We start from the raw sequence: 16,410 nt of genomic DNA, 5'->3' as shown, positions 1-16,410 counted from the left end.
CAGCGCACTAATCTGCTATCACTTTGCTAGACCAGCGAGATCATGCGATGCGGCGGACATCACGCGCCGCATCGGGAAACGGGGACCCATGTCCGACCAGTCCACACCAACCGCCTCGCCGAAGGCCGAGCCGGCCACCGACGTCCCCGAGATGCCCGAGCCCCAGGTCCGCGAGACCGCGGCGCACAGCATCCCGGGCGGTCTGGCCCTGCTGCTGACCGTGATCGGCGTCGGGCTCGGCATCGCCTCGATCGCCGTCGGCGGCACCCTGAGCACCGGTGACAACCGCTCCCTGACCGCCCCCTTCGCCGTCGCCGGCGCCGTCCTCCTCATCGGTTCCTTCTTCTTCATGACCGGCGTGAAGATGGTCGCGCCGGGCGAGGCCCGGGTCATCCAGCTCTTCGGGCGGTACGTCGGCACCATCCGCACCGACGGTCTGCGCTGGGTCAACCCGCTGACCTCCGCCCGGAAGATCTCCACCCGGGTGCGCAACCACGAGACCTCCGTCCTGAAGGTCAACGACGCCTACGGCAACCCGATCGAACTCGCCGCGATCGTGGTCTGGAAGGTGGCGGACACCGCCCAGGCCCTCTTCGAGGTCGACGACTTCCTGGAGTTCGTCGCCACCCAGACCGAGGCCGCCGTCCGGCACATCGCGATCGAGTACCCCTACGACGCCCACGACGAGGGCGGCCTCTCGCTGCGCGGCAACGCCGAGGAGATCACCGAGAAGCTCGCCGTGGAACTGACCGCCCGCGTCGAGGCCGCCGGCGTCCAGATCATCGAGACCCGCTTCAGCCACCTCGCCTACGCCCCCGAGATCGCCTCCGCCATGCTCCAGCGCCAGCAGGCCGGCGCGGTCGTCGCGGCCCGCCAGCAGATCGTCGAGGGCGCGGTCGGCATGGTCGAGTCCGCCCTGGTCCGCATCAGCGAGCAGGGCATCGTCGAACTGGACGAGGAGCGCAAGGCCGCCATGGTCAGCAACCTCATGGTCGTCCTGTGCGGCGACCGCGCCGCCCAGCCGGTCCTGAACACGGGCTCGCTCTATCAGTGAGCACCCTCCTGTGAGCACCGAACCAGCGAAGGTCCTCTGATGAGCGCCGACACCCCGGAGGATCCCGCCCCCCAGGGCGAGCGCCCCGCCGCGCGACGGCCGCAGCAGCGCAAGCAGGTGCTGCTGCGGCTGGACCCCCTGATCCACGACGCCCTCGCCCGCTGGGCCAACGACGATCTGCGCAGCACCAACGCCCAGATCGAGTTCCTGCTGCGCAAGGCCCTGTCGGACGCGGGACGGATGCCGCGGGGGGCGGGGGCGATCCCGCGGCGGGGGCGGCCGCCCAAGGGGGCGGCGGGGGCGCCGGAGACCTCGGACGACAAGTCAACGCCCCGGGACTAAGGTCCCGGGCTTGCGGCTCGGGTTCATCACTGGCCGTGGTGGCCCGGCCGCGTCCAGAACTCACGCCATGAGGGTGAGTTCAGGGGCCGTTGACTGGACCCCGCAGACCCGCGCCATCCACCCACGGTGGGCGATGTTGTGGGACGAGTTAAGGTCGGCATGCTCAACGAAGCCGCAGACCCGGCACGCGAAGACGGCCTGGTCGGGCCGGTTGCCGCGTGCGATGTGGTGACACCGGGAGCATTCCTGGCTGGTGTACGCCGGATCGACGTACACCACCGGCACCCCGGCCTTCTTCGCCTTGTAGGCGATGAACGAAGCGAGCTGCGCGAAGGGCCAGGCATGGAGCGTGGTGCGTTGGGGCTTTCTCAGCCGTGCCCGCTCGCGGATGCCTGAAAGGTCTTCCAGAGCGATCCCACGCGCGGTGCGTTCTGCCTCCGCCACGATCCGTTTCGAGATTCCAGCTGTTCTTCGCCGCCGTCGAGAGCGGCTTCGTGCGGGCGAGCGGGCAGGACACGGGCCGGGCACAGCTGGAGATCGAACTGCCGGCGAAGGATGCCGCCGCCATGGGGCGGGCGGTCGGGGAGTTGCGCGCGACCCAGGGCGTACGCGGGGTGATCGCGTCCGTCAGCGGCAGGGCCTGGCGGCCCGGCCCCCAGCGCGAGGGCGAGGGCTCCGTCCCGAGCACGGAGGTCACCGTCGGCGACTGCACCACCCTGCGCGAGCTGGCGCACACCGGCTCCTGCCGGGAGGGCGATGTCTTCCTCGTCCGGGACAGCGGCGGCAGCGCGGACGACGCCGGTGCCGCCGCGACCGCACGGCCCGGCGCCCGGGTGCGGTGGAACCCCGGCCCGAGGACCGGCAGGCCGCGCCTGTGGACCGTGCCCGGGTCGGCCAGGGTGGTCCCCTCCCGCACCGACCCGATGGGCCGCACGCACGTCGGCATCCTCGCCACCCCCGGCGCCCTGGCCCCGGCCGCCCTGGCCGACCCGAGCGCCCGTGCCCTGGTCCGGATCGACCCGCACGTCCCCGACGCCGAGGAACGCGTCCGCAACACCGCGGCCCGCCTCGACCCGATGGCCGACGTCCACGCCTTGCAGGACTTCTCGCGCGACAGCCAGTTCGCAAGCGTGCGCACCGGTCTGCTGGTCGGCTCCACCGTGACGCTGGCGCTGATCGCCGCCAGCATGCTGGTCTCCACCCTGGAGCAGCTGCGCGAGCGGCGGCGGCTGCTGTCGGTCCTGGTGGCGTTCGGCACCCGGCGCGCCACGCTCGGCTGGTCGGTGCTGTGGCAGACCGCGGTCCCGGTGGCGCTGGGGCTGGCGCTGTCGGTGGTGGGCGGTGTCGGGCTGGGGATCGTCCTGCTGCGGCTGGCCGGCAGGCCCGTCCTGACCTGGTCGGTCATCTGGCCGCCGGTCGCGGCCGGTGCGGCGCTGGTCGTACTGGTCACCGCACTCAGCCTGCCGCCGCTGTGGCGGATGATGCGGCCGGACGGGCTGCGTACGGAGTGAGCGGCCGCCCCGGGGCCGTACGGGGGGCGGCCCCGGGGCGCACCCATCGCGGCTATACACCGCGCGTATACACGAGCGATACACCACGACGTAAGGTGGTCGGCATGTCAATCGGTCATACGCTGCTGGGCCTGCTGGAGTCCGGCCCCCGCCATGGCTACGACCTCAAGCGGGCCTTCGACGAACACTTCGGGCACGACCGGCCGCTGCACTACGGCCAGGTCTATTCCACGATGTCCCGGCTGCTGAAGAACGGCCTGGTCGAGGTGGACGCCGTGGAGGCCGGCGCGGGCCCGGAGCGCAAGCGGTACGCCATCACGGACGCCGGCGTCACCGACGTCGCCCAGTGGCTGGCCCGCCCCGAGAAGCCCGAGCCCTATCTCCAGTCCACGCTCTACACCAAGGTGGTCCTGGCGCTGATGACCGACCGCAACGCCGCCGAGCTGCTGGACACCCAGCGCGCCGAGCATCTGCGGCTGATGCGCGGGCTGACCGAGCGCAAACGCGGCGGCGACCTCGCCGACCAGCTGATCTGCGACCATGCGCTGTTCCACCTGGAGGCCGATCTGCGCTGGCTGGAGCTGACCGCGGCGCGGCTGGACAAGCTGGCAGAGACGGTCGCGGCATGACGCCGGAGGGTTCCCTGCTCGCGGCGGAGGGGCTGTGCAAGGCGTACGGGCCCACGCCCGCGCTGGACGACGCCGACTTCTCCATCCACCCCGGCGAAGTGGTCGCCGTGATGGGCCCGTCCGGCTCCGGCAAATCCACCCTGCTGCACTGCCTCGCCGGGATCATCGCCCCGGACGCCGGCACGGTGCGCTACGGCCCCTACGAGCTGACCGGGCTCGGCGACGCCCAGCGCAGCGCCCTGCGCCGTTCCGACTTCGGCTTCGTCTTCCAATTCGGCCAGCTGGTACCGGAGTTGACCGCGCTGGAGAATGTCGCGCTGCCGCTGCGGCTGAACGGCACCAAGCGCAAGGAGGCCGAGCGGCAGGCCCAAGAGTGGCTGGAGCGGCTGGAGGTCGAGGCGGTGTCCGGTCAGCGGCCCGGTGAGCTCTCCGGTGGCCAGGGCCAGCGCATCGCGGTCGCCCGCGCGCTCGCCACCCGCCCGCGGGTGATCTTCGCCGACGAGCCGACCGGCGCCCTGGACTCCCTCAACGGCGAGCGGGTGCTGACGCTGCTGACCGACGCCGCCCGCGACACCAGCGCCGCGGTGGTGCTGGTCACCCACGAGTCCCGGGTCGCCGCCTACTCCGACCGCGAGATCGTGGTCCGCGACGGCAAGGTCAAGGACATGCTGGCGGGCCTGATATGAGGCGGGCCCGGGGCCCGGCCCTGGGCATCTGGACCCGCGATCTCGTCATGGGCATGCGGTTCGCATCCGGCGGCGGGCGCGAGGGCTGGGTCCGTACGGCCCTGACGGCGCTCGGCGTCGCCCTGGGCGTGGCCGTCCTACTGCTCGGCGCGTCCGTACCGTCCCTGACCAGCGCCTGGCACGGCCGGGAGAAGGCCCGCGAGAACCTCGGCCAGGAGCACGAGCCCCGGCCCTCCGACACCACCCTGCGCTACGCCTCGGCGGACACCGTCTTCCGCGGCGCGCAGATCCGCGGCCGGCTGGTACAGCCCGACGGCGCGCACCCGCCCGTACCTCCGGGCATCCGCCGGCTGCCCGGCCCCGGCCGGATGCTGGTCTCCCCCGCCCTCAGGCAACTGCTCGACTCCCCCGACGGAAAGCTGCTCCGCGACCGGCTGGCCTATACCGTTTCCGGGGTCATCGGCGACGAGGGACTGGTCGGCCCGCAGGAACTGACCTTCGTCGCCCGGCCGGTCACCCTGCGCGCGGGCGCCGGTTACCGCATCGACCACTTCGGCAAGGAGTGGGAGTCGCCGCCGATGCGGGCGCCCGTCGTCCTGCTGGTGATCATGACGTGTGTGGCGCTGATGATGCCGGTCATGGTCTTCATCGGCACCTCCCTGCGCTTCGGCACCGAGCGCCGCGAACGGCGGCTGGCCGCGCTCCGGCTGGCCGGCGCCGATGTGCGCACCACCCGCCGGATCGCGGCGGGCGAGGCGCTGTTCGGGGCGCTGCTGGGGTTGGCCGGGGGCGCGGTGCTGTTCCTGGGCGGGCGGCAGTTCGCCTCGCCGATCACCCTGTGGGACGTCAACGTCTTCCCGTCCGATGTGACGCCCGGGCCGCTCGCCGCCGCGGCGATCGCCGTCCTCGTCCCGGCGAGCGCGGTCGTGGTGACGCTGATCGCCCAGCGCGGGATCACCGTCGAACCGCTCGGCGTCGTCCGCAACCGGCCGCCGCTGCGCCGCCGGCTGCTGTGGCGCCTGGCGGTGCCGGCCGCCGGCACTGCCCTGCTGCTGCCGCTGTCGTGGGCGGAGCGCTGGCAGGACACCGGGCTGAACACCGTGCGCCTCGCGGCCGGTGCGGTCCTGCTGCTGTTCGGGGTCACCGCGCTGCTCCCGTGGCTGGTCGACGCGGTCGTCGGCCGGCTGCGCGGCGGCCCTGTGCCTTGGCAACTGGCCGTCCGCCGCCTTCAGTTGAGCAGCGGACCGGCCACCCGGACGGTCGGCGGGATCACCGTCGCGGTGGCCGGCGCCATCGCCGTCCACATGCTGATGACGGGCATGCAGGCCGGCTACGCCCATGCCTACGCGGTCTCCGGCAAGGCGCCGCAGGTCGGCTACTGGGGCGGCGCGGACGACTGGCCGCACGCCCGCCAGGGCCTCGCCGCGCTACGGGCGACGCCGGGGGTGACCGACGCCCGCGGGGTCATCGCCGCCCTCGCCGAGCGAACGACGGGGCGCGCTCCCGGCGCCTCCGACAACGGCACCACCGGCAACAACACCTCCGGCGATGACGCCTCCGGCTACGACCCCGCCCGCAACGCAACCCTGGCCGTCGCCGACTGCACCGAACTGCGGCGGCTGGCGAAGCTCCCCTCCTGCCGCAACGGCGACGTCTTCGTGGCCCGGCACCAGGACAAGACCGCCCTCGCCCCCGGCCGGACCCTCAACCTCAACCCGCCGGTCGGCCAAGGCGCCCCGCCGCCCCAGCGACCCTGGGCGATCCCCGCGACCGCGCGCCGCGTCCCCCTCCTCCCGGCCGGGGACGGGTCGGGCCCTTTCGCCGCCTCGTACGACGTCCTGGCCACCCCCGCGGCGCTCGCCCCCGACCGCCTCCAGGACCCCACCCTGCACCTCACGGTCGGCTTCGACCGCGGCACACCGGACGCCCTCGAACACATCCGCACCACCGCCGCGCACATCGACCCGACGCTGACCGAGTGCTCCAACCAGGACAACCCGCACGACCAGCAGCTCTCCAGCGTCCGGACCGGCATCTTCGTCGCCTCCGTCATCACCCTGCTGCTGATCGGCGCGGGCCTGATCATCTCCACCGTCGAACAGCTCCACGAACGCCGCCGCCTGCTCTCCGTCCTCGACGCCTTCGGCACCCGCCGCGCCACCCTGGGCTGGTCGGTCCTGTGGCAGACCGCCCTCCCCGTCGCCCTGGGACTGGTCCTGGCACTGGGCTGCGGGCTGGTACTGGGCACGCTGCTGCTGACGATGATCGGCAGCGCGGTGACCGTGGACTGGACGGTCGTGGCCGGGATGGCGGGCATCGGCACCGGCGTGATCCTCTTCGTCACGGCACTGAGCCTGCCGCCGCTGTGGCGCATGATGCGGCCGGAGGGCCTGCGCACGGAGTGAGCGCGCGGCGGCCAACACCTCTTCGGGGCAGGGCCGTTGGCCGGATATGACTGCCGGCGCCGCCCCCCCCCCCGCCCCTAACCCTCCACCACCCGCACCGGCAACAACCGCATGGCTCCCCGCAACGCCCCCGCGAACTCCTCGAATTCCGCCGCTCGGGCGGTGCCCGTGCGCATGGCGAGGGCGATGGTGCGGGACGGCTGGGGGTCGGCGAAATAGCCGGTGGTCAGGAGGTCGTTGCGGGCCGTCTCCACACGGAGGGCCGTACGGGGCAACAGGGTCACCCCGAGGCCGCCGGCCACCAGTTGGACCAGGGTGGACAGACCGGCCGCGCTGGTCGTCACCGGCGCCCCCTCCTCACGGCCCGCCTCGCGGCAGATGTCCAGGGCCTGGTCGCGCAGGCAGTGGCCCTCGTCCAGCAGCAGGAGATCGAGTTCCTTCAGCGCCTCCCGCGGAATGTCCGCGCGGCCGCCGAGCCAGTGGTCCTTGGGGGCGACCAGCACGAAGTCCTCGTCGAAGAGCGGGAGTTCGGTGACGTTCGGGACGCCGAGGGGGATGGCGAGCAGGAGGAGGTCGAGGCGGCCGGCCGTGAGCCCCTCCAGCAGGGAGGCGGTCTGCTCCTCGTGGACCTGGAGGTCCAGGTCGGGGTACGAGCCGTGGGTGAGCCGCAGGACCGCCGGCAGGAGGTAGGGCGCGACGGTGGGGATGACGCCGAGCCGCAGGACGCCGGTGAAGGGGGCGCGGGCCGCCTCCGCCTCCTCCAGCAGATCGCCGACCGCCTCCAGGACCGTACGGGCGCGCGCCGCCACCCGCTCCCCCGCCGGCGAGAGCAGCACCTTGCGCGTCGTACGCTCCAGGAGCTGCACTCCCAGCGCCTCCTCCAGCGCGGAGACCGCACCCGACAGCGCGGGCTGGCTCATCCCGATCTCCGCGGCCGCCTCGCGGAAATGCAGATGCTCGGCCACCGCGGCGAAGGCGCGGAGCTGGGCCAGGCTGGGCTGGCGGGGCCGGCCACCCGGGCTTACCGGTGACACCACTGATAACCACCTCCGATCAACATCGACCAGTCTAGCTATTTCACTGATCAATGCGTCGTGTGGCACTGTGTGACCCGTCCAAGCCCCATGGAAAGCCGCGGCTCACCTCAAAAAGGCCCCCGTCGGCTTTTCTTACGCTGCAAGGAGAGCGCGTGCTCACTGTCGGTGACAAGTTCCCCGAGTTCGACCTGACTGCCTGTGTCTCGCTGGAGAAGGGCAAGGAGTTCGAGCAGATCAACCACAAGACCTACGAGGGCAAGTGGAAGATCGTCTTCGCGTGGCCCAAGGACTTCACCTTCGTGTGCCCCACCGAGATCGCCGCGTTCGGCAAGCTGAACGACGAGTTCGCCGACCGCGATGCGCAGGTCCTCGGTTTCTCCGGTGACTCCGAGTTCGTGCACCACGCCTGGCGCAAGGACCACCCGGACCTGACCGACCTGCCCTTCCCGATGCTCGCCGACTCCAAGCACGAGCTCATGCGCGCCCTGGGCATCGAGGGCGAGGACGGCTTCGCGCAGCGCGCCGTCTTCATCGTCGACCAGAACAACGAGATCCAGTTCACCATGGTGACCGCCGGCTCCGTCGGCCGTAACCCCAAGGAGGTCCTGCGGGTTCTGGACGCCCTGCAGACCGACGAGCTGTGCCCCTGCAACTGGTCCAAGGGCGACGACACCCTCGACCCGGTCGCCCTCCTGTCCGGCGAGTGAACGCACCTTAAGAGAACGCACCACTGAACGGAAGGCCGATCGACATGGCTCTCGACGAGCTCAAGTCCGCCATACCGGACTTCGCCAAGGACCTGAAGCTGAACCTCGGCTCGGTCATCGGCAACAGCGACCTGCCGCAGCAGCAGCTGTGGGGCACGGTGCTGGCCTGTGCGATCGCCTCGCGCTCGCCCAAGGTGCTGCGGGAGCTGGAGCCGGAGGCGAAGGCCAACCTCTCCCCCGAGGCGTACCAGGCGGCCAAGTCCGCCGCCGCCATCATGGCGATGAACAACGTCTTCTACCGCACCCGGCACCTGCTGTCGGACCCCGAGTACGGCAACCTCCGTGCCGGTCTGCGGATGAACGTCATCGGCAACCCGGGCGTGGAGAAGGTCGACTTCGAGCTGTGGTCGCTGGCCGTCTCCGCCATCAACGGCTGCGGTCTGTGCCTGGACTCGCACGAGCAGGTGCTCCGCAAGGCGGGCGTGGACCGCGAGACGATCCTTGAGGCCGTCAAGATCGCCTCGGTCCTCCAGGCCGTGGGCGCCACGCTGGACGCCGAGGACACGCTGGCGGAGTAACTCCCGTCGGCAGCGCGCCGGATCATTGCGCGAAGACCCCGCAGAATGCCGATTCTGCGGGGTCTTCGCGGTTTCCGTTGCGGGTTGGAGCCGTTACGCCCCCGTCTCCCTCGTTTCTGCCGTGTCCGCCTTTTCCGTACGCGGCTGCTGCGGTGCCGCCGACAGCGCCGTCGCCCCGTGCGGTGTGGGCATCATGCGCAGCGCCTGCTCCTTGGAGTACTTGCGCAGATAACCGACGACCGTGTTGGTGACGGCCACCAGCGGGACGGCGACGACCGCGCCGCCGATGCCGGCGATCAGGCTGCCGGAGGCGACCGAGAGGATCACGGCGAGCGGGTGGACCCGTACCGCGCGGCCCAGGATGAAGGGCTGGAGGACATGGCCCTCGATCTGATTGACCGCCAGGACGATCACCGCCACGATCAGGGCCGTGAAGACGCCCTGGGTGACCAGCGAGACCACGCAGGCCAGCGCGCCGGAGACCACCGCGCCCACCAGCGGGATGAAGGCGAAGAGGAAGATGAAGACGGCCAGCGGGACAGCCAGCGGGACGTCGAGGATCCACAGGCCGATGCCGATGACTATCGCGTCGATCAGGGCCACTATCACCGTGCCGCGGACATAGGCGGTCAGCGTCCGCCAGGCCCGCGGGCCAGCGCCCGCCACGCCCTCGCGGGCCGCACCGGGCATCAGCTTGAGCAGCCAGGTCCAGATGCGGCGGCCGTCGTAGAGCAGGAAGAGCGTGGTGAACATCGACAGCAGGATGCCGGTGAACACCTCGATGACGACGGTGACGCCTTCCAGCCCGGCCGAGGTGATCGCCTCGGTGTTGTGACCGACCGCGTCCTGGAGGTTCTTGGCGATCTGGTTGATCTGACTCTCGGTCACATGGAACGGGCCCTTGAGCATCCAGCCCTTGAGCTCGGCGATGCCCTCCTGGATGCGGCTCGACACCGAGTCGATGTTGTCCTGAACCTGCCAGACAACGAACCAGCCGACCAGGCCCATCACCACGAAGCCGCCGATGAAGGTCAGCGCGGTGGCCAGCCCGCGCGCCAGCCCGCGGTGGCGCAGCCAGGCCACGGTGGGCTGGAGCATCGCGGTGATCAGCAGCGCGGCGATGAAGGAGAGGACGACCAGTTGGATGGTGGTGATGACCTTCGCCAGCACCCACAGCGTCCCGGCCAGGACGAGCAGCCGCCAGCCGGCCTCGGCGGCGACCCGTACGCCCCACGGCACCGCCGCGACCGGGTCCGGGCGGGCGGCGACGGCGGGCGCATAGGCGGGCGGGGCGGGGACGGACTCGTGCGGCGGGGCGGTGGCGACGAGCAGGGATCCGTCCGGCGGGGCCGCATGCGGCACACCGTCGACGGCCGCCGGCGGTTCGGCCGCACGGGCGGGCGGCGGCGCGAGGCCGTCGGGCGGATCCTCCGCACGCCTCAGCTCGTCCTGGTCGGCGGCCTCCGCGGCCTCTGCCCGGCGGCGCTGCTCCTCCAGCCGCTGTGCGAGCCGCGTCAGACCGGCGCCGGCACCGCCGACCCACTGAGGCAATCTGGACATGTCGCTTCTCTTCCCCTCCCGGACGCCACATCTGTCGGCACGACGTTACCCGTGCCGGGGCGCGCGGGCTGAGTACGGCCGCCCCGCGGCGCAGGCTTCGCGGGCGCGCGGGACGGACGGAAACGTGAAACCCCCGACGCTGACGCGGTCGGGGGTTTCACAAGTGCCGGTTGCCGCCGGTATGTCCCGGTGGCTGCCGATACGGCCTAGTACCAGCTGTTGGCCTGCCAGAACGACCAGGCGCCGCAGGGGCTGCCGTAGCGGCTGTTCATGTAGTTCAGACCCCACTTGATCTGGGTCGCCGGGTTGGTCTGCCAGTCGGAACCGGCCGAGGACATCTTGGAGCCCGGCAGAGCCTGGACAAGGCCGTAGGCGCCCGAGGAGGCGTTGGTGGCGTGGTAGTTCCAGCCGGACTCGCGGTCCACTATGTTGCTGAAGCACTGGAACTGGTCGCTCGCCATCATCTGACGGGCGATGGCCTGCGTCTCGGCGATCGTGTAGGAGCTCTTGCCGAGAAGGTCGCCCACATCGCGCGCCGAGGAGCGGGAGGCGGCCGCCTCCTGCTTCTTGCGCGCGTCGGCGTCCTTCTTCGCCTTGGCCTGGTCCGCGGCGTCCTTCTTGGACTGCGCGGTCTCCGCGGCCGCCTTACGGGCTGCTTCCTGTGCCGACTTCAGGGCTGCCGCGTCCGCCTGGCTGGACGCGTCGTCCGCCTGCTGCGTCAGGGAAGCCGTCTGCACCTGGGCCTGTGCACCCGCGGGGATGTCTGCGATCGTCGCATCGGCGGCGGTGGCCTCGGCGTTGACCGAGGCGGGCTGCCCTGCGGCGACGCCGACGACAGCGCCGACAGTGGTGACCGCGGTGGCCGAGGCCACTGCGAATCCCCGGACCGAGATCCGGCTCACACGAATTCCTTCCAGCGTCGCCCGCATAGGTGACCTCGCGGGCGCAATCGTGCCCCTGGCGCTGGTCTCCCCTTGTTCCGGGCCCAGTTGAGCGGGCGGGACCGGCTGGTCACGGGAGGCACTGGCCCGGTACGTCCCCCTGGGGGGTCCGCGTGGTGCTCGGGCGGCATACGGCGACTCGCTATGAAGTTCGGTTGTTCCGCACCTCTGGGGATGCTGGTGTGCCGTATGCGGGGCCTGACAGGACCCAGACTCTGCCCGAACGGAGCACCGCGAATCAATTCCCGGCCGGGTGTGAAAGCTCACACCTCGTTTACTCCCCAGGATTTTCGGATATCCGCGCGGACACACGCGCCGCCCGGCTAAGCTCCCTCGCTTCTCCGGGCGGCGCGGTGGTTCACAACGGGTCAGATCCTGCCGTCCTCCAGCATTTCGGTCACCAGTGCGGCGATCGGCGAACGCTCGGACCGCGTGAGCGTGACATGCGCGAAGAGCGGATGACCCTTCAACTTCTCGACGACCGCGACCACTCCGTCATAGCGCCCTACGCGCAGATTGTCCCGCTGTGCCACGTCATGAGTCAGAACGACCCGGGAGTTGGCGCCGATACGGGACAGAACCGTCAAAAGGACGTTCCGTTCCAGCGACTGGGCCTCGTCGACGATGACGAACGCATCGTGCAGCGAGCGGCCGCGGATATGGGTGAGCGGCAGCACCTCCAGCATGCCGCGCCCGACGACCTCCTCGATGACGTCCTTGGTGGTCACCGCGGACAGGGTGTCGAAGACCGCCTGCGCCCAGGGGCTCATCTTCTCGGCCTCGCTGCCGGGCAGATAGCCCAGCTCCTGCCCGCCGACCGCGTACAGCGGCCTGAAGACCATCACCTTGCGGTGCTGCCGGCGCTCCAGTACGGCCTCCAGGCCCGCGCACAGCGCCAGCGCCGACTTGCCCGTACCGGCCCGCCCACCCATGGAGACGATGCCGACGTCCGGGTCGAGCAGCAGGTCCAGCGCGATGCGCTGTTCGGCGCTGCGGCCGTGGATCCCGAACGCCTCCCGGTCGCCGCGCACCAGCCGCACCCCGCCGTCCGCGGTGACCCGGCCCAGCGCCTTGCCCCGTTCGGACTGGAGGACCAGTCCGGTGTGCACCGGGAACTCCTCGGCGCCCGGCAGCTGGGCGCTCTCGGCGGCGAACAGGTCGTCCACCTGTTCCGCGGAGACGGCCAGTTCGGCCATGCCCGTCCAGCCGGAGTCGGTGATGGCCAGCTCGGCGCGGTACTCCTCGGCCAGCAGGCCCACCGAGGACGCCTTGATGCGCATCGGCAGGTCCTTCGAGACGACCGTGACGTCGAACCCCTCGGCCTGAAGGTTGCGGGCCACCGCGAGGATGCGGGAGTCGTTGTCGCCCGGACGGCTGTGACCGTTGAGGAAGGCCGCCGGCAGGATGCCCGGGTCGGAGTGGTTGAGCTCGACGCGGAGGGTGCCGCCGAGACCTCCGATGGGGATCGGGGCATCCAGCCTTCCGTACTGGACGCGGTATTCGTCCAGCAGCCGGAGCGCCTGCCGGGCGAAGTAGCCGAGCTCGGGGTGGTGCCGCTTGGCCTCCAACTCCGTGACGACGACGACCGGCAGGACGACTTCGTGCTCCTCGAAGCGGGACATGGAGCCTGGATCCGCCAGCAGGACGCTGGTGTCGAGGACGTAGGTGCGCCGGCCGTTCTCACGGCGCTTTTTGCTGTTCACCACGGGTGGACGAACCCCCTCGGATGAGGTCGGGGTGCGACGGCGTCGCCGGGCACGGGACCGGGTTCAGGCCACGTTGCACGGGCCGAACGCCGGCCCTCCGCGTCGTCCGTGCGATCCGCACGATCGTCCGTGATGTGCAAAGGGCCTCCCGGGCAGGCGGCCCCATGCCGCCCGCTGAGATACGGCGCCCGATGTCTGATTCCGGACGCCGACCTGCCAGGGATATTCCCGCGAACCCGCGCCCCCATGCCATGGCATATGACGCACGGTTGATGAACCTTTGGTTACACAAGATCGCCGGCGTACCTCATCCGTACCGCCGGCCGGGCGGCGGCCCTAGAAGCCGTAGCGCCGGTGCCGGGCCGCGTAGTCGCGCAGTGCGCGCAGGAAGTCGACCTTGCGGAAGGCCGGCCAGAAGACCTCGCAGAAGTAGTACTCGGAGTGGGCGCTCTGCCAGAGCATGAAGCCCGACAGCCGCTGCTCGCCGCTCGTGCGGATCACCAGGTCCGGGTCCGGCTGGCCGCGGGTGTAGAGGTGCTCGGAGATCAGGTCGATGTCGACGGTCTCGGCGACCTCCTCCAGGGGGGTGCCGCGCTCGGCGTGCTCCAGCAGCAGCGAGCGCACGGCGTCGGCGATCTCCTGGCGGCCGCCGTAGCCGACCGCGACATTCACCAGAATGCCCTTGTTGTCGGCGGTGACCGTTTCAGCCTCCTTGAGCACCGTCTGGGTGGCTTCCGGGAGGAGATCGCGGTTGCCGACGTGGTGGACGCGCCAGCGGCCGTCGGCGGCCAGATCGCGCACGGTGTTCTCGATGATGCCCAGCAGCGGCTTCAGCTCGGCCTCGGGCCGGTCGAGGTTGTCCGTCGACAGCAGCCAGAGCGTGAGAACCTCCACATCGGTCTCCGCGCACCACCCCAGCAGTTCGCTGATCTTGGCGGCGCCCGCCTGGTGGCCCTGCTCGGTGGTCCGCCCGTCGGCCCGCGCCCAGCGCCGGTTGCCGTCGAGGATGACGCCGATGTGCTTGGGCACCTGGGTGTGGTCCAGGCGGCCCTCCACCCGGCGCGCATACAGCCGGTAGACCAGATTGCGCAGTGCGGGCGGATAAGGGATGCGCACCCCGGAAGATCGCGTCATATGTGGTCCAGCCCCTCCGTGCCGAAATGGCCCTCGCCCCGTCGCCTCAAGGGGGCAACTTTACGTGTCGGGTGTCTCGGGAGCCCAATCAGGTGTGTCACAAGTACGTGATAGGGAGATGAGCATGACTGGCACATCTGACTACCGCGCCGTGGAATCGCGCTACGACTCCATGGAGTACCGGCGCACCGGCCGCAGCGGTCTGAAACTCCCCGCCATCTCTCTTGGACTGTGGCACAACTTCGGGGACGACCGCACCCTGGCGTCGCAGCGGGCGATCCTGCGCCGCGCCTTCGACCTGGGCATCACCCACTTCGATCTGGCCAACAACTACGGCCCGCCGCCCGGGTCCGCCGAGCTGAACTTCGGAAAGATCTTCGCTCAGGACTTCCGGCCCTACCGCGACGAGATGATTCTCTCCACGAAGGCCGGATATCTGATGCACCCCGGTCCGTACGGAGAATGGGGTTCGCGCAAATATCTCCTGTCGTCGCTGGATGCGTCGCTGAAGCGGATGGGTGTCGATTACGTCGATATCTTCTACTCGCACCGTTTCGATCCGCACACCCCGCTCCAGGAGACGATGGGCGCGCTGGCCTCAGCGGTTCATCAGGGGAAGGCGCTTTACGCCGGTATCTCCTCTTACTCCGCCGAGCAGACCCGCGAGGCGGCGGGCATTCTGCGCGAAATGGGTGTTCCGGCGCTGATCCACCAGCCCTCGTACTCGATGATCAACCGCTGGACCGAGGACGATGCGCTGCTGGACACCCTCGAGGCCGAGGGCATGGGCTGCATCTCCTTCGCGCCGCTGGCCCAGGGCCTGCTCACCGACAAGTACCTGCGGGGCATCCCCGAGGGGTCGCGGGCCGCGCAGGGCAAGTCCCTGGACCCGCAGCTGCTGTCCGAGGACGTGGTCGGCCGGCTGCGCGGGCTGAACGACATCGCCGCCCGGCGCGGCCAGTCGCTGGCGCAGATGGCCCTGCGCTGGGTGCTGCGCGACGAGCGGATGACCGCCGCGCTGATCGGCGCCAGCAGCGTGGCCCAGCTGGAGGCCAATGTCGCGGCCCTTGAGGGTCCCGCTCTCACGGCGGAGGAAGTGGCCGAGATCGATGGGTTCGCGGTCTCCACGGAGGGCGTGAACATCTGGGCGCGCCGGAACTAGGCACCGGGTCGCCGCGCAGACCCCCCGGGGCCGTGTCGGCCGGGCAAAAAAGCGGGCCGGTCCGTGGGGGGGAATACGGACCGGCCCGAGGGGGGGCTTCCACCATAACCCCGACAGGGGGGTGCTGCGTGCATCGCGTTGCGGCGCGGCGTGGCTCGGCCCCGGCGGGCGGGCGGCGAGATTCGGACGCCGTCGGCGGCCCTCAGGCCGCGGCGGCCCCCAGGAGCAGCGCGCCGAACGCCCCGAGGATCATGAAGGGGCCCAGCGGCATGACCTTCGCCCCGCCCCTTCGGGCCCACATCAGCCCGACCCCGTAGAGGGCCCCGGTCAGCACACCGGCCGCGCCCCCGGTGGCGACGGCGTGCCAGCCGTACCACCCGAGGGCGATCCCCAGCCCGATCGCCAGCTTGACGTCACCCAGGCCGATCCCCGCCGGGTTGACGACGAACAGCAGGAGGTAGCAGGCGCCCAGCGCGAGCCCGCCCAGCAGCGCCCGCCAGAAGGCCCCGCTCTCCCCCGTCAGCCGGGCGACCAGGTACAGCGCCCCGGCCGCCGCGGCCGCCAGCGGCAGGGTCAGGACGTCGGGCAGCCGGTGCACCCGCCAGTCGACGACGGTCAGCAGGACGGCCACCGGGGCCATCAGCAGCCAGACGGCGAGTTCGGGCCGGGCCCCGGTGGCCGCCGCGAGCGCCGTACAGGACAGCGCGGTGACCGCGGCCGTCACCGCCGCCCCCGGCCCGTACGCCCCGCAGCCCGACCGCGGGCACCGGCCCCGCCCCAGCCAGCCCCCGGCCGGTCCGCCGATCGGATGTCCGGCGGGGCAGGCGCTGCGCCACTCCTCCTCGGGGCCGACGGCCATCCGGTGGGCGGGCCGCGGTATCAGCAGCCCGGCCGCGGCCCCGTAGGCGGCGGCGAGAACCATCAGCATCACCGACATGCGTCGACCTTAGGGCCGTCC

Annotated in this window: 16 protein-coding genes; 9 read left to right on the top strand and 7 right to left on the bottom strand. The window is 71.2% G+C overall.

Going from position 1 to position 16,410, the window contains the following annotated elements; all coding sequences use genetic code 11:
* Nucleotides 1-88: 88 nt before the first annotated feature.
* Together B1H19_RS26215 and B1H19_RS26210 are read left to right on the top strand one after the other, a co-directional pair.
* A complete protein-coding gene (locus tag B1H19_RS26215) occupies nucleotides 89-1,054 on the top strand; it encodes an SPFH domain-containing protein (protein WP_083107204.1) in 966 nt (321 codons plus the stop codon).
* Between the two features lie 39 nt (nucleotides 1,055-1,093).
* Nucleotides 1,094-1,396, top strand: a complete 303-nt coding sequence (locus B1H19_RS26210; RefSeq protein WP_083107203.1) for a type II toxin-antitoxin system antitoxin — start codon at nucleotides 1,094-1,096, stop codon at nucleotides 1,394-1,396.
* Between the two features lie 60 nt (nucleotides 1,397-1,456).
* On the opposite strand, the gene B1H19_RS26205 is transcribed toward B1H19_RS26210, so the two are convergent.
* On the bottom strand, nucleotides 1,457-1,840 hold the full coding sequence (locus B1H19_RS26205; RefSeq protein WP_418361475.1) for an RNA-guided endonuclease InsQ/TnpB family protein: 384 nt from the start codon (nucleotides 1,838-1,840) through the stop codon (nucleotides 1,457-1,459).
* Between the two features lie 50 nt (nucleotides 1,841-1,890).
* Between B1H19_RS26205 and B1H19_RS26200 the strand changes: the two genes are divergently transcribed.
* The 4 genes from B1H19_RS26200 to B1H19_RS26185 all read left to right on the top strand — a co-directional run bounded on the left by B1H19_RS26200 (nucleotide 1,891) and on the right by B1H19_RS26185 (nucleotide 6,627).
* Nucleotides 1,891-2,907 carry an ABC transporter permease gene (locus tag B1H19_RS26200; protein WP_162500691.1) on the top strand — a complete coding sequence of 339 codons (1,017 nt, stop codon included), beginning with the start codon at nucleotides 1,891-1,893 and terminating at the stop codon, nucleotides 2,905-2,907.
* Nucleotides 2,908-3,011: 104 nt separating this feature from the next.
* Nucleotides 3,012-3,536: a PadR family transcriptional regulator gene (locus B1H19_RS26195; RefSeq protein ID WP_083107201.1), complete on the top strand. Its 525-nt coding sequence runs from the start codon at nucleotides 3,012-3,014 to the stop codon at nucleotides 3,534-3,536.
* Entirely contained in the window at nucleotides 3,533-4,222 is a 690-nt protein-coding gene (locus B1H19_RS26190; protein ID WP_083107200.1) for an ABC transporter ATP-binding protein, read from the top strand. Before B1H19_RS26195 ends, B1H19_RS26190 begins: the two co-directional genes overlap by 4 nt.
* Nucleotides 4,223-4,275: 53 nt before the next feature.
* Nucleotides 4,276-6,627, top strand: coding sequence for an ABC transporter permease (locus B1H19_RS26185; protein WP_237289516.1), 2,352 nt, complete (start codon nucleotides 4,276-4,278; stop codon nucleotides 6,625-6,627).
* A gap of 77 nt (nucleotides 6,628-6,704) precedes the next feature.
* On the opposite strand, the gene B1H19_RS26180 is transcribed toward B1H19_RS26185, so the two are convergent.
* Nucleotides 6,705-7,664: a hydrogen peroxide-inducible genes activator gene (locus B1H19_RS26180; RefSeq protein WP_083107198.1), complete on the bottom strand. Its 960-nt coding sequence runs from the start codon at nucleotides 7,662-7,664 to the stop codon at nucleotides 6,705-6,707.
* 152 nt (nucleotides 7,665-7,816) lie between these two features.
* Here B1H19_RS26180 and B1H19_RS26175 point away from each other — a divergent pair, with 152 nt between their 5' ends.
* Together B1H19_RS26175 and B1H19_RS26170 are read left to right on the top strand one after the other, a co-directional pair.
* Entirely contained in the window at nucleotides 7,817-8,371 is a 555-nt protein-coding gene (locus tag B1H19_RS26175; protein WP_083107197.1) for a peroxiredoxin, read from the top strand.
* A 44-nt stretch (nucleotides 8,372-8,415) separates the two neighbouring features.
* Complete coding sequence (locus B1H19_RS26170; RefSeq protein WP_083107196.1) at nucleotides 8,416-8,949, top strand: alkyl hydroperoxide reductase; 534 nt, start codon at nucleotides 8,416-8,418, stop codon at nucleotides 8,947-8,949.
* A gap of 93 nt (nucleotides 8,950-9,042) precedes the next feature.
* Here the strand turns inward: B1H19_RS26170 and B1H19_RS26165 are convergent, their stop codons facing one another.
* The 4 genes from B1H19_RS26165 to B1H19_RS26150 form a co-directional block, all read right to left on the bottom strand.
* On the bottom strand, nucleotides 9,043-10,509 hold the full coding sequence (locus B1H19_RS26165) for an AI-2E family transporter (RefSeq protein ID WP_083107195.1): 1,467 nt from the start codon (nucleotides 10,507-10,509) through the stop codon (nucleotides 9,043-9,045).
* Between the two features lie 206 nt (nucleotides 10,510-10,715).
* Nucleotides 10,716-11,411 carry an aggregation-promoting factor C-terminal-like domain-containing protein gene (locus tag B1H19_RS26160; RefSeq protein WP_083107194.1) on the bottom strand — a complete coding sequence of 232 codons (696 nt, stop codon included), beginning with the start codon at nucleotides 11,409-11,411 and terminating at the stop codon, nucleotides 10,716-10,718.
* 407 nt (nucleotides 11,412-11,818) lie between these two features.
* Complete coding sequence (locus B1H19_RS26155; protein WP_083107193.1) at nucleotides 11,819-13,156, bottom strand: PhoH family protein; 1,338 nt, start codon at nucleotides 13,154-13,156, stop codon at nucleotides 11,819-11,821.
* 336 nt (nucleotides 13,157-13,492) lie between these two features.
* Entirely contained in the window at nucleotides 13,493-14,290 is a 798-nt protein-coding gene (locus B1H19_RS26150) for an isoprenyl transferase (protein WP_083107192.1), read from the bottom strand.
* Between the two features lie 124 nt (nucleotides 14,291-14,414).
* Between B1H19_RS26150 and mgrA the strand changes: the two genes are divergently transcribed.
* Nucleotides 14,415-15,452, top strand: a complete 1,038-nt coding sequence (gene mgrA, locus B1H19_RS26145) for an L-glyceraldehyde 3-phosphate reductase (RefSeq protein WP_083107191.1) — start codon at nucleotides 14,415-14,417, stop codon at nucleotides 15,450-15,452.
* Between the two features lie 202 nt (nucleotides 15,453-15,654).
* Here mgrA and B1H19_RS26140 read toward each other — a convergent pair whose 3' ends face one another.
* Nucleotides 15,655-16,389 (bottom strand): prepilin peptidase, encoded by a 735-nt coding sequence (locus B1H19_RS26140; protein WP_083107190.1) that lies wholly within the window; start codon nucleotides 16,387-16,389, stop codon nucleotides 15,655-15,657.
* Between the last annotated feature and the right edge of the window lie 21 nt (nucleotides 16,390-16,410).

Source organism: Streptomyces gilvosporeus (genome assembly GCF_002082195.1).
GTDB classification, from domain to species: domain Bacteria; phylum Actinomycetota; class Actinomycetes; order Streptomycetales; family Streptomycetaceae; genus Streptomyces; species Streptomyces gilvosporeus.
This window is presented reverse-complemented; position numbering and strand designations above follow the sequence as displayed.